This is a genomic window from Nitrosophilus labii (assembly GCF_014466985.1).
GTDB lineage: Bacteria > Campylobacterota > Campylobacteria > Campylobacterales > Nitratiruptoraceae > Nitrosophilus_A > Nitrosophilus_A labii.
Genome location: NZ_AP022827.1, coordinates 13,230 through 25,505, shown reverse-complemented (window position 1 = coordinate 25,505; position 12,276 = coordinate 13,230). Strand labels below are relative to the sequence as shown.

Annotated in this window: 14 protein-coding genes; 5 read left to right on the top strand and 9 right to left on the bottom strand. The window is 31.3% G+C overall.

The window, feature by feature from the left end:
- Positions 1 to 9: 9 nt before the first annotated feature.
- From NIL_RS10335 to NIL_RS10320, 4 genes are read left to right on the top strand one after another with little or no spacing between them, the layout of a single operon-like run.
- Positions 10 to 1,005 (top strand): hypothetical protein, encoded by a 996-nt coding sequence (locus tag NIL_RS10335; RefSeq protein ID WP_187647747.1) that lies wholly within the window; start codon positions 10 to 12, stop codon positions 1,003 to 1,005.
- A 1-nt stretch (position 1,006) separates the two neighbouring features.
- Positions 1,007 to 1,522, top strand: coding sequence for a GNAT family N-acetyltransferase (locus tag NIL_RS10330; protein WP_187647748.1), 516 nt, complete (start codon positions 1,007 to 1,009; stop codon positions 1,520 to 1,522).
- Positions 1,523 to 1,530: 8 nt separating this feature from the next.
- A complete protein-coding gene (locus NIL_RS10325; protein WP_187648738.1) occupies positions 1,531 to 2,580 on the top strand; it encodes an N-acetyltransferase in 1,050 nt (349 codons plus the stop codon).
- Entirely contained in the window at positions 2,581 to 3,144 is a 564-nt protein-coding gene (locus NIL_RS10320; protein ID WP_187647750.1) for an ATP-binding protein, read from the top strand.
- Here the strand turns inward: NIL_RS10320 and NIL_RS10315 are convergent.
- The gene (locus NIL_RS10315; protein WP_187647751.1) at positions 3,075 to 3,563 is read right to left on the bottom strand and encodes an ASCH domain-containing protein; all 489 of its coding nucleotides are present in this window, start codon (positions 3,561 to 3,563) and stop codon (positions 3,075 to 3,077) included. The genes NIL_RS10320 and NIL_RS10315 overlap by 70 nt on opposite strands.
- Before the next feature lie 92 nt (positions 3,564 to 3,655).
- Between NIL_RS10315 and NIL_RS10310 the strand changes: the two genes are divergently transcribed.
- A complete protein-coding gene (locus tag NIL_RS10310) occupies positions 3,656 to 3,919 on the top strand; it encodes a helix-turn-helix domain-containing protein (RefSeq protein ID WP_187647752.1) in 264 nt (87 codons plus the stop codon).
- A 17-nt stretch (positions 3,920 to 3,936) separates the two neighbouring features.
- Here the strand turns inward: NIL_RS10310 and NIL_RS10305 are convergent, their stop codons facing one another.
- From NIL_RS10305 to NIL_RS10270, 8 genes are all read right to left on the bottom strand, one after another.
- Positions 3,937 to 5,145, bottom strand: coding sequence for a TniQ family protein (locus NIL_RS10305; RefSeq protein ID WP_187648737.1), 1,209 nt, complete (start codon positions 5,143 to 5,145; stop codon positions 3,937 to 3,939).
- Complete coding sequence (locus tag NIL_RS10300; RefSeq protein WP_187648736.1) at positions 5,129 to 6,037, bottom strand: TniB family NTP-binding protein; 909 nt, start codon at positions 6,035 to 6,037, stop codon at positions 5,129 to 5,131. The genes NIL_RS10305 and NIL_RS10300 overlap by 17 nt, the downstream gene beginning before the upstream one ends.
- 10 nt (positions 6,038 to 6,047) lie before the next feature.
- Positions 6,048 to 7,874 (bottom strand): TnsB C-terminal domain-containing protein, encoded by a 1,827-nt coding sequence (locus NIL_RS10295; protein ID WP_187648735.1) that lies wholly within the window; start codon positions 7,872 to 7,874, stop codon positions 6,048 to 6,050.
- Complete coding sequence (locus NIL_RS10290) at positions 7,867 to 8,445, bottom strand: TnsA endonuclease N-terminal domain-containing protein (RefSeq protein WP_187648734.1); 579 nt, start codon at positions 8,443 to 8,445, stop codon at positions 7,867 to 7,869. The genes NIL_RS10295 and NIL_RS10290 overlap by 8 nt, the downstream gene beginning before the upstream one ends.
- Before the next feature lie 147 nt (positions 8,446 to 8,592).
- Positions 8,593 to 10,182 (bottom strand): TnsB C-terminal domain-containing protein, encoded by a 1,590-nt coding sequence (locus tag NIL_RS10285; RefSeq protein ID WP_187648733.1) that lies wholly within the window; start codon positions 10,180 to 10,182, stop codon positions 8,593 to 8,595.
- On the bottom strand, positions 10,169 to 10,765 hold the full coding sequence (locus tag NIL_RS10280) for a TnsA endonuclease N-terminal domain-containing protein (RefSeq protein ID WP_187647756.1): 597 nt from the start codon (positions 10,763 to 10,765) through the stop codon (positions 10,169 to 10,171). The genes NIL_RS10285 and NIL_RS10280 overlap by 14 nt, the downstream gene beginning before the upstream one ends.
- A 170-nt stretch (positions 10,766 to 10,935) precedes the next feature.
- Positions 10,936 to 11,100 carry a helix-turn-helix domain-containing protein gene (locus tag NIL_RS10275; RefSeq protein WP_187648732.1) on the bottom strand — a complete coding sequence of 55 codons (165 nt, stop codon included), beginning with the start codon at positions 11,098 to 11,100 and terminating at the stop codon, positions 10,936 to 10,938.
- 46 nt (positions 11,101 to 11,146) lie between these two features.
- Positions 11,147 to 12,115, bottom strand: coding sequence for a tyrosine-type recombinase/integrase (locus tag NIL_RS10270; protein ID WP_187648731.1), 969 nt, complete (start codon positions 12,113 to 12,115; stop codon positions 11,147 to 11,149).
- Positions 12,116 to 12,276: the final 161 nt, after the last annotated feature.

The window sequence follows — 12,276 nt, the reverse complement described above, 5'->3', positions numbered from 1 at the left end:
AAGACAAGAATGAACTCGTTTGCTATTTGGTTGGAAAATCAAGACACGTCTATAGACGAATGTCATTTAAATATTTGGTACGACAAAGAAAATAAATATAAAAACTATATAGAATTTGGTTTTAAGTATGATGCCACATTGATAAACAATATTAAATTATATGTACCTTTTAGAGTTGAACAGAGTATGGTTGAAGATATTGTTGAAACTAGACTTAGAAATGATGAAAAACTTCTTGGAGCATTATTTAATACGACTATTGAGTCTTTAAATAATAATTTAGTTAAAATGAACCATTATTTACATCCAGAATTTTATTTGTCGGGTGTCCAATTTTCAATTGATGATGTTGAAAATGGTGGAAGTTTGATAGATCTTTTCCCTGAAGATATAGAGGGACACTCAAAGAGTTATATACGATTTAGAATATATAGAATTGACAAATTAGTAAAGCTTATAGATGAAAATCTTAGTTATTTTGAAGGGATATTTAGAAAGAGTGGTATTTTTGAGCTCAATATTAATAATATAAGGAAAATGCCAGAACAAATTGCTTTGGAAATGGGGGAACACTCCCACTCATTTAAACGAATTCATGTATTTTTAATGTTTAATAATTCTGTAGATATATATTTTGAAAATTTTGGTTTAAAAGACGCTAGGATTCTTGAAAATCATATTTGGGACGATTATATTAAGTTTGATAATGTGAATAATTATTATGCGTTGGATAAAAAAACAGATATAGAAAAAGTTATCGCATATCATTGGTTCAAAGGAAATAAGGTTGGGAAGGTTGAGAAGAATATTAGTGATTTTAATCTTTTTGTAAAAATAAAATATATAAATTTTAATTTAAGAGCTCTAATCATAACTTGTATAGTTATAATATTATTAGGTGCTCTAGGAAGCATTTTGGCTGATTGGATAAATTTAGAGAGGTTTATTATTGGTGTGATTATTGGCATAACGATATGGTTAGATAAAATAAATCAAAGGATATGATATGGAATCTGTATTAATAAAGAGACAAGGGGTAAAACCAAAATATAATTTATTAACAGATTATTCATATAGACAGTTTTCGGGAAATTGTTACTATATAAAAGGTATTGAAATATATAATTTAATTAAAGAAGCTAAACTGTACTATCCTAAATTTGATTTATGGTATTTTGGAAAAGTGCTTCCAGGTTTATCTTTTCAGAATAGGAAATTTTTAATAGAAAAGAGAGATACAGATATTGCTGGAATTGCTATTATTAAACATTCCTTAAATGAGAAAAAATTATGTACTCTCCGCGTAATTGATAATTATCAAAATAGAGGTATTGGAATAAAACTTTTTGAAAGAGCTTTTGAAGAGTTAGAAACTGATAAACCTTTTTTAACTGTATCAGAAGAAAAATATGAACAGTTTAAAAGAATCTTTGATTATTATGGATTTAAAATGACATCTAAGAAAAAGGGGCTATATCGTAAAGATAAATATGAATATTTTTTCAATGAGTTTTCAAAATAGGATTTATTATGAAATATATTGAAATTAAAAAATTTGCAGAAATAAATTTAAATGATCCATTTTTTGATAGCTTAAAGAGGGATTATTCAGATTTCCCCAAATGGTTTAAACGAAAAGGAAAGGAAGGTGCAAAAGCTTTTATTTTAAATCGAGATGATGGGAGTCTCCAGGCATTTTTGTACCTAAAAGAAGAAGATACCGTTAATGATGTTTACCCACCACTTCCTAATGGTAAAAAGATAAAAATAGGGACTTTTAAAGTAGATCCACATGGTACAAGACTAGGTGAGAGGTTCCTTAAAATAGCAATTGACTATGCTTATGAGAATAATGCAAGATGTTTGTATGTTACAACATACAAGGAGAAACATCCACAACTTGTTAAACTTTTTGAAGAATTTGGTTTAAAATATTATGGCTCTAAAGGACAAGAAAGTGTATTTGTAAAAGAGATGTTTAAACTCGAAGGTAATTTAACAGAACGTTATCCGTTAGTTGAAATAAAAGATGAAACGAAAATATATGTATTAGGCATTTATCCAGAATATCATACAAGGTTATTTCCTGATTCAAAATTAAAAACGGAAAATTCTGATGAAATTATTCGAGATATTTCCCATACGAATGGTATTTTTAAAAATTATATAGCGAAAATTCACGGATTACAGAAGTTAAAGCCAGGAGATGTATTAGTTATTTATAGGACAAAAGATAAAGGAAGACAAAGTGCACGATATAGTTCCGTCCTGACTTCTTTATGTGTAGTCTTAGAGAAAAAACATCAAGATGAGTTTCGAGATTTTTCAGATTTTTACATATACTGCAAACCATATTCTGTTTTTACTAGAAATGAATTAATGTATCAATACAAAACTGGTGATAAAAAAGTAGTCAGAATGACGTATAATGTGGCATTCAAAAAACGTTTAATTAAAGAATATATAGAAAAGAATTTTGGTATTCCTAATTATTGGGGATTTTTTGAAATACCAAAAGAATTTTTGAAACAGATAATAATAGATGCTAATGTTGACGAGAGGTTAATCATAGGGCTCTAAATGGGCAAAGTAGTCTTTGTTGGCGGTATACATGGGGTAGGAAAAACAACTTTTTGTAATAAATTGACCGAAATATATAATGGAAGTTTGAAACATTTGAGTGCAAGTGAAATTATAAAAAAATACAAAAATTATGCTTTTAAAGAATTTGAGCATAAAAAAGTTAAAGATATAGATATAAATCAAAAATTGCTAATTGAAGGGTTAAAAAAAGAGAGAGAAAAAGACAATATATTACTTGATGGTCATTTTGTATTATTAGATGAAAAAGGAAATATCAAACGAATAGGTATAGAAACATATATGGCATTGCAAGTGAATGGTATAATACTATTACTAGATAAGCCAAAAGAAATAATAAAACGACTTAATATTCGGGCACCTAATCATTCTTTTACTATTAATTTATTAGAAACCATGCAAGATGAGGAATTAAGTTGGGCGAAAGAAGTAGCCAAGATTTTAAAGTTGCCCTTTAAAGAAATTAATTTCAATCAGTGTAATACATATGAAGATTGTTTAAAAGAGAGTATAAATTTTATATCCGCATACATAAATGATTGAGGAGGTCTGAAATTTTCCAAGTATTGATACGGATCAAAATAATTATGTAACTTCTTGATGTTTTTTAATTTAATTGAATATGCTTTTTCTCTGTTGCTAAAATAAGAAAAGAATTCTTCCTCAGTTATTCCTGCATATTCCCGACATATTTCCCATATTTTTTGAGGGGTTCCTTCAATTACTCTTTCAAATTCACAAATAGCTACAATTTTTTTAATAGGCGATGATGCATAAATAAATATATTTCTAATATTTTTTTCTTTGAAAATTACTTTCCTAAATTCATATAGTTTTTCTTTGTTTAAGATTTTTTCAACATATTTTGGTTTGATAGAGATGATTATATCCACTGCATTTTGATTTTTACAAACTAGATAATCATTAGTTAATGACATACTAGGTAAACATTTCTTTACCATCTTATCATACTCCTTAGCATTTAATATAAATTTTACAAAAAATATACTAATATTTATCTTAAAGTATAAAAAATATACTATTAAGGTATAAAATGAAAAAGTCTTGTCTATCTATAAAAGAATTTAAAAGATTTTTGAAAGAATTGGGATTTACTCAAAAACAGTTCGCAAATTTTTTAGGATTATCTGAGCAAACATTGAAAAAATGGGTTAAAGATCAAGAGATACCATATTATGCGGAAATAATTATAAAACAAAAGATGGAACTAGATAAATTTAGGAAGGAACATTCTTGTATAGATGAATTGCTAGAAGATCGAATAAAAAATATACTTTCTAATATTCAAAAGAATTAAAAATATTTTGATTTAATTTACATTAGAGTAGCGAGTTCTGGTCTTTTTCTTCTTTCTATCTTGATTCCTAACACTCTTGATAAACTTGAATAAGAAAGCTCTATTCCATTTTTTTTCATCCAAGAACAAGCATTTTTAACTTCTTCAATAGTTACGAAATGGGCTTGTTTTTTATATTGCCAAATCGTTTTCTCATACCAAAAAGGTATATAATTTAAATCTCGTTTGAGAATAGCATATGAGATTTTATTTGAATTGATAAATCGTTGTAAATTTATAGGAGAAGAGAGAATTGAAATAGAAGCTGTAAAGACTGCAAATGCTTCTTTGAGAGAAATGATTTCTTCTAAAAACTTTCCTCCGAGTTCCCTTGTATTCTTGAGTTTAACATTGTGTAGCTTAATCTCTTTTTCCAAAATATCCAAATTTCTATAGCCTGAAAGATATATGAGTTTTGCCATATGTTTTAGAATACGGAAATAGAAAGGCGAATAATACCATTTGCTGTTATATACAAAATATCCCCTATACAGTATTTCGGTCGCTTTTGAAAGATAATATATGCCTTTTGAATTGTGATGGATTTTTTCCGTTTCGGCTTCTTTATAGATAAATCCGCAATTCCAGCAATTAAATGATTTTGTATCCAATTTTCTTTTTACCAAAAATATCGGTTCCCCGCATTGAGGACATTCGTTTATGAGAAAGTTTTTATGTTTTAGACAAACCATATAGAAGCTTAATCTCCACTCTTTTCTGAAATATTCCTGTTCTTGCAGACATTGCGGACAATATCTTAGTCCTTTTATACGTGGATAGCTTCCTCTTACTTTTACCGGTGTTATAAGGTGGTTTCTGGTTTTAGAATCTATTATTTCGTTTAGAAAACCGCTGTAGCTTTGCAATGAGGTATTAAAAACATCTTTTTCATCCAGTAACATTCGCTTTGCAAAATTGTTGGCTATCTCTTGATTGACAAAAATATCCGTATCTCTATTTAGGAATTTATTTTTATATTCAGGGAAATAGTAATTGATAAAAGTTGGTGTTTGTAAGAAATTCATTGTAGCGTTTCTTGCTATCCAGGAGGTAAATAGTTCATCGGGATATGGTTTGACTCTGTTTTTGATTACGGTTTTTGCCAATTTTTCTTTAAATTTTTTATCCCTGTAGACTATTTTAAAAAGATATCCTTTTTCGGGATGAAACTTAGATTTCGTCGGCATAGATAACGCCTTCTCTGTCATATGCGGGGACATACTCTATTTCTTTGAGCATTTTTTTGTCTATCTTTTCTTTTCCGCTCTCAATTGCTTCAATAGCCAAAAGTTCGCATATAGTGACAATATCTCCGATTAGTCCGTCGCTGAGTTCCAGGATCTCTTTGGCGAGTCTCTCGTTTTCGTAAATGAGAGAAGGTTTTTTTAAAGGAAGTGTCATCTCGATTGCATAAAGCAGAGACAGATAGTCTTCATCGTATTCCCACTTTTTGATTTTCGTCGGAACGAATCTGCTTTTTAGCTGATGATCGGAGCTTACGAGGCTTACCCCTTTGGGAGTTCCTACTAAAACTATAGGGATTTTCAGAATATTGGAGAGGTTTTTTATTCCGTTCATAAATTCCATCTGTTTGGTTATGCTTCCGATTAGTGCACCCTGAATTTCGTCTATAATGATCATTCGAACCTGATTGACTTCGCAGTAATGCTTTATTTTGTTCTCTCTTTCGCTTATCGGTTCGTCTTTTCGGTAAGGAACCACGAAAAACTGGAACATTTTATTGTAAAGATCGTGCAGATCGGCTCTGTTTGGTGCCTGAATCAGCATCACGTGTTCGAAAAAGAGCATTTCGTCGTCGTTTTTATATACGTTCATCTCGTAAAATTTCTTTACCATTGCCGTTTTTCCGTTGTTTGAATCTCCAACGAGGAGAATGGATCTTATCCTGTCTTTTTTCGGTTCGTTCATCAGATCTGTAAGTTTTTTAAACAGTTTGAGCGCTTTGGGGTGTCTGATGAATTTTGGTTTTTTGATAAATTCGATCCTCTCTTTTTTACCGCATTTCAATACCTTTCTCGTCTTTTCCGGAAGCTCGCCGAGATATTCTTTTTGAGTCATGCTATATCCTTTAGTCTTCGAAATCTATATCGAATTTTTTTATTTTCGGTTTGGCTGTGCCCGAAACCGGTTTTCTCGTATTTTGTTGCTCCTTATTTGACAAAGGAGACCGTATCTTTCTGTTCTCTTTTTTTCTTCTGGCCTGCTTTGTTTTTTTCGAGGCTTCCTCTTCTCTTTTTCGTAATCTTAGTATGGCATCGTATACCATTTCGTTATGTATCTCTCTTTGTCTGTATCTCTTGGTTTCTTTCGCAACGGTATCCAGTTCCCATTTCGTAGGAGGGGGATAGAGCTTTTTAACGCCGGGTATTTCTATATACTCCCGTAAATCGGGATGATAGAAATAAATTTGATTTAAATCTTTCGGATCGTATCGGAATATATATTTGTCGTTGCTTTTCGGTCTAATAAACACCGACAGAGCTTCATCATAATATCTAAGTTTGAAAAGGGAAACTCCCTGTTTCGTTATTTTTCTTTCCTCGAAAGGAAGAAGAGAAATTCTTGCGAATTTTTTCTCTTCGGCGCTGTCGAGAATTCTTATCGGTACGGGAAGGCCGTTTTCTCCTCTTAATCCTTCGGAGAACTTATCTTCGGGAGTCATGCCGTCTAATCCGTTGTGGGGAGTTTTGTGATATATATTTACTATCCATTCAGCGATGTAACTTTCGAGCTCTTTCAGAGTGAAGACCGCTTTTTTCTCCGATTTATAGTCTCCCCTTTCGTGAGGATTGGAAAACGTGGTTCCGCTTAGCGAATGGACATGCATATTTACGGTTTTGATGACTCTTTCCACATGTCCCCCGAAAAAAGGCATGCCTTTCGGACGAAATTCAAGATTGATACCGAATATTTCACAAAAAGTTTTCAGTCCTCTACTTCTAAACTCTTTTGCGTTGTCAACGTGAATGGTATCGGGAATCCCGAATATATTCCATTTTCCTTTTATACCTGTTTTTTGCAGATACTCTTCTTTCGGAAGAAGACCCATATAAAGAGTCTGTCCTACTGAATAGAGGCTTGGTGCGTCTAACGTAAGATGAAAGCCGTAGATCATTCTGCTGTAAACGTCCAGAGCCAGAGTCAAATACGGCCTCCCGATAGGTTTTCTGTATGTTTCGTCTACTATCTGCAAATCCAGAGGGGTGTGGTCTATCTGTATGACTTCGAGGGGACGGGATACCTCGAAAGAGTTGGCTGAGGGTTTTAGATTGTTGAGATACCTGTTTCTACCCTCTCTACTCTTGTATGCTGTTCTTTCGTCTATCTGTTTTATGATTCGGTTGACGGTATTATAAGAAACGGGTTCCAGTCCTTTTTTGTAAAAGATGGCGTTGATTTCTCTTACGATTTGAGCAACGGTTATTTTTTGCCGGGAAAGATATCTGTTTAGAATTATCTCGTCGATTATTTTTTTCTGTTCTTTTCCGATTCTCGTTTTTCCTTTTCCGCCTCTTTTTTCGTATTTTGGCATAAGAGCGAGAATGCTGTTTCCGCTTTCGATATAGGCGTTGATCCAGTTATAGAGTGTCTGTGCGCAATATCCGTATTCTTTTGCTCTTTCTCTGACCGCCTTTTTGCTTCTGGCTTGTAGCAGAGGTTTTATGATTTCAAGTCTTTTTAAAGCCGTTTGATAAAACTTGTCATTCAAACTTTCTACGGGAGGCGGATAACTTTGTTCTTTTCCTTGGTGTTCTTCGTCAAGTTCCGTGATATTTAATATTTTGAAGTTTCCTTTCGTATCTTTGCATACAATTTTGTCCAGATTCTCGAAACCTTCGATAATATACGGTTTTCCTTGATAGAACACCGTTTCGCCGGCCGTCAGTTTACGCATTGCCTATCCTTATTCTGGATTCGGGAGAGAGTTTTTTATACAGATTTGTTTGCATCCTGCCTTGAGCTATGAGGGCGTAAATATCCGAGGCGTCAAAACCGTATTCCAACAGTTTCGCTATATTGGTTTCTCCGATCCTGTCTACGTATGACAAAATTTTTTCATCGGGTTTCAGTGTTATATAGCGATATATAAAAGAGAGGTTTGAAAAATAGGGTTCTTTAACGTCTTTTTCCGTAAATAGTCTAAACTTCCACCCGATGTTATTACAATATTTTTCAAGAACATCAAATTTTTTTGAGAGCTTTTTATCCGGATTTTCGGTTTCTTGAGAGTATTTAACCTCAATCAAAATGTATTTACCGTCTTTCGTTTTGGCAAGGACATCGGGTATATAGTTTTTGATTTTTAACGGTTGTTCCTCATAGGAGGCTATCTCTTCCTCAAATTCAAGCATCAGAAAGCATTTTTTCTCCAAAAGAGATTCATAAGCTATTGATCGTCCGTTTTTATAACTGTAGAAATATCCTGATTTTGAACGGGTTTGTATAGGAATTTTTCTAACCGGCATTCATGTTCCCTTAATTATGTTAGTCCAACTAATTATAGCAATTTTATATTTAGTCCAATTAATTTAGTAAAAAAGTCCAAATAATTTTGGAAAATTTATTTTGATAAAATACCGTAATTACTTATTTATAGGATTTCAATGGTCAAATTATATTTGGAAACTTACATCCCATTTTGAGATAGCTGGTAAAAATCTCTTTTTTGCTGGGATTTCAATATATTCCTTTAAATCTGGATGGAAGAAATAAATTTTTCTTAAATCATAAGGATCGTATCGAAATATATATTTCTCTTTACTCTTTGGTGGAGTTATAAAAGGGATAAGAGACTCATCGTAATATTTAACTCCAAAAAGTTCAACTCCCGCTTTTTGAATGGTTCTTTCTTCAAACGGTAAAAGAGATATTTTTGCAAATCTTTTTTCCTCTTCGCTTTGAAGCATTCTTAAAGCAACTGGTGGATTTTCTGAATCACCATAAAGACCTTCTTGAAACTTTTCTTCTGGCGTTAAACCATTAAGTCCTTTATGCGGTTTTTTATGATAATAATTTACTATCCATTCGGTGAGATACTTTTCAAGCTCTTTTAGAGTAAATATTGCATTTTTTTCAGAATCATAATCTCCTCTTTCTTGAGGATTTGAAAAAGTGGTACCTTTCAATTTATGAATTTGTATATTAAAAGTTTTAATAGCTCTTTCTATATGTCCTCCGCTTTTAGGACGTCCTTTTGGTCTGAATTCAAGATTTATGCCCATAACTGAACAAAAAGTTTCCAATCCTTTGCTTCTAAACTCTTTAGCGTTATCTACATGAATAGTATTTGGAATTCCATAAATTTTCCATTCTCCTTCGATTCCCAACTCTTTTAAATAGTTTTCTTTTGAAATTAGTCCCATATAAATGGTTTTTCCAACCGAATACAACCCTGGAGCTTCAAGTGTAAGGCAAAAACCGTAAATCATTCTGCTATAAACATCTATTGCTAGTGTAAGAGTTGGACGTCCTATCGGTTTTCTATAGGTTTCATCTACTATTTGAATATCTAAAGGTGTGTGGTCTGTTTGGACAATCTCTAGAGGATATTTTGCTTCAAAGGTATTAGGTGATTCTTCAATTAAATTTGCAAATTTTTTGTTGCCTTCTCTCTTTTTGAATGCGTATCTTTCGTCGATTTGAGACACCATTCTCCATACGGTTGCATAACTGATTTTTTTCAATCCTTGTTCATACAGTTTTGCGTTAATAAGTTCATGAACGTGAGCTATGGATGGTTTTTGAACACTTAGATAGTTGCTATCTATAATTTCCCAAGCTATCCGTTCTTGTTCTTTACTAATTCTAAACTTTCCTCTTCCTCCTCTTTGGGAATAATTCGGAACCAGAGCTAATAGATTGTTTCCACTGTTTTTATAAAGTTTTATCCAATCGTAAATAGTTTTTATGCTTTTGCCTGATTTTTTTGCTATTTCCTCAACATCCTTTTTAGTTCTTGATTCCAATAAAGGTTTTATGATTTCAAGTCTCTCTTTAGCAATTTTGAGATATTTTTCTTCAATACTTTCTATAGGTTTTAATGACAAAGATTTTGGATTGTCATTTAATTCGCTTATTTTAATGGTTTTGAATAAATTTGTTTTAATTTCTTTTATCACAATAGTGTCAATATCAAGGATCTGATGAATAACATACTTTTTATCTTTATAAGATATAGTTTTACCTATTTTAAGTTCTATCATAGTTAATCCTTACTATCGAATCAGTTGAGAGTTTTTTAAAGAGATTGATATCTAAGATTTCGTCAAATATCATCTTGTAGATGAAAGCCATATTGAAACCTTCCTTTGCCAATTTGTTTAAAGATACTCCATTATATTTTTGAATATAACTAATTATTTTTTTCTTTTCATCTTCAGATAATGTTATACCCGCATAATTATAGATAAAAGATATATTGGAAAAATAAGGTTCTTCAATATCTTTCTCAGTAAAAAATTTAAATTCTAAATTGTTTTTATCGCAATATTCTTGAAGAGTATTGATTTTTCTTTCAAGTCTTTCGTCCATTTTTTCTACTTCATCGTAATATTTAACTTCTATAAGCAAATTTTTGTTGTTATTTCTTTTGGCTAATACATCGGGAACATATCTTCCAATATTTAAAGGCTGTTCTATATATGATTGAATACTTTTATCAAACTCTAAAAATAAAAAACATTTTTTCTCTAATTGAGATTCAAATTTTACAACTCTTTTGTTTTTGTAGCTGAAAAAATTACCTGCAACTGATCTAGTTTGAATAGGTATCTCTCTAATTCTCATTAACTAACCTTACATAAGAAATTATAGATAAATTAGAATAAATATAATTTAGTATATCTAATTTAGAATAACAGTGCAAATATATTTGAATAATTTCTTTTTTTATTTATGGTAAAATTTCCAAATTAAGCGATTTCAAGGAAAAATTTGGTGAAATTATATTTGAATAATTACATTTGTAGTAATGCATCAAGTGGCGGTTCATTTTGGTTTGATTCCCAAGCGCTTATTGTACGTTGCTTAACACCAATCCTCTCCCCAAGCTCAGCCTGAGAAATTTTAAGACTTTTTCTTAACTCTCTTATTTTGCTTCCAACGTTGATACTTAATCGCAAAGTATTCTCCTTCTTGAATTATATTTATATATTCTACTCATAACTTTCAAAAATTCTCCAATGATTCAATAATATCCCTCTCTTCTGCTCTTGCATAGATCAGTGTTGTATTAATATTGGAGTGCCTTAGAATTTTTTGAATCCTGATAGGATCAACTCCTCTCTTTGTTAAACGCATGGCCAATGTATGACGCAAAAGATGCAATCCTTGCTTAAATATATTGGCTTGCCGATAGATCCTATTTACAATTTTAAAAGCATTCTGCCTATTAAGCAGTTTCCCTCTCCTGGTTATCATTATTGGTTCGTTTTTTTTAAGTTCAGCAATTTTTTTAAAATATTCAAGCTCATCTTCAATAAGGTTTTTCCCAATATATGCAAACTGCTCTTTACCCCCTTTTGCTTCAAGCCTAATCCGATAGGTTTTATCATCAATATCTTCAAAATCTCCTATTTTCATTTTCAAAGCCTCACTGATCCTCAAACCGGCATAAAGCATCAATTTTATAAGTAACGCATTCCTATATATATTATAATTATCCTTTTTGGCCTTTTCTCTCTCCAATGTACTCAGCAACCGTCCAACCTCTTCTTCGGTGAGGTATTCCATTTTCTCTTCTTTTTTGGAGCTGTCTGCAATACGAATATTTTTTAAATATCTTTCAAATGTATAAAGATCATCATTGTTATCGCTTATAAAGATAAAGAAACCTCTAATTGCCTTTAAATAAGTTTGTTTTGTTGATTTAGATAGTCCTTTGCCACTTAATGACTTTTTACCGCTTATTTTTGCTATATCATCAATATATGCAAGATAACCTGTTATATAAGCACCTTTTACATCCTTAATCGTCATTTCATCTTGAAAGCCCCTGCTATACTCTATAAATTGTTCTATTGCCCTATTATATAACTGTATTGTATTATTAGAATATGATAGCCCCTTAATGTGAGCCATATATGCCTTAAACCATCTTTCTAAATCCCTGATAAAGTCACCAGAATCAAGTTTCATACCAAAATCCTTTCAAATTTGCTAATTTATACTTCATACCGTATGGTATGTAATATAAAAATATGGATATAAATCGTTAAATTCATTTAAAAAGCTCTTCTATTTTGCAATAAGTTATGTAATACTTTTAATAATTATACTATCTTTAGTGAAGTAAATCA

What these genes read in the sequence shown, in the direction of transcription:
- NIL_RS10285 (WP_187648733.1), bottom strand. Translation starts at nt 10,182, where the DNA reads ATGATAGAACTTAAAATAGGTAAAACTATATCTTATAAAGATAAAAAG.
- NIL_RS10330 (WP_187647748.1), top strand. Translation starts at nt 1,007, where the DNA reads ATGGAATCTGTATTAATAAAGAGACAAGGGGTAAAACCAAAATATAAT.
- NIL_RS10315 (WP_187647751.1), bottom strand. Translation starts at nt 3,563, where the DNA reads ATGGTAAAGAAATGTTTACCTAGTATGTCATTAACTAATGATTATCTA.
- NIL_RS10305 (WP_187648737.1), bottom strand. Translation starts at nt 5,145, where the DNA reads ATGCCGACGAAATCTAAGTTTCATCCCGAAAAAGGATATCTTTTTAAA.
- NIL_RS10280 (WP_187647756.1), bottom strand. Translation starts at nt 10,765, where the DNA reads ATGAGAATTAGAGAGATACCTATTCAAACTAGATCAGTTGCAGGTAAT.
- NIL_RS10295 (WP_187648735.1), bottom strand. Translation starts at nt 7,874, where the DNA reads ATGCGTAAACTGACGGCCGGCGAAACGGTGTTCTATCAAGGAAAACCG.
- NIL_RS10290 (WP_187648734.1), bottom strand. Translation starts at nt 8,445, where the DNA reads ATGCCGGTTAGAAAAATTCCTATACAAACCCGTTCAAAATCAGGATAT.
- NIL_RS10320 (WP_187647750.1), top strand. Translation starts at nt 2,581, where the DNA reads ATGGGCAAAGTAGTCTTTGTTGGCGGTATACATGGGGTAGGAAAAACA.
- NIL_RS10270 (WP_187648731.1), bottom strand. Translation starts at nt 12,115, where the DNA reads ATGAAACTTGATTCTGGTGACTTTATCAGGGATTTAGAAAGATGGTTT.
- NIL_RS10325 (WP_187648738.1), top strand. Translation starts at nt 1,531, where the DNA reads ATGAAATATATTGAAATTAAAAAATTTGCAGAAATAAATTTAAATGAT.
- NIL_RS10335 (WP_187647747.1), top strand. Translation starts at nt 10, where the DNA reads ATGAACTCGTTTGCTATTTGGTTGGAAAATCAAGACACGTCTATAGAC.
- NIL_RS10310 (WP_187647752.1), top strand. Translation starts at nt 3,656, where the DNA reads ATGAAAAAGTCTTGTCTATCTATAAAAGAATTTAAAAGATTTTTGAAA.
- NIL_RS10300 (WP_187648736.1), bottom strand. Translation starts at nt 6,037, where the DNA reads ATGACTCAAAAAGAATATCTCGGCGAGCTTCCGGAAAAGACGAGAAAG.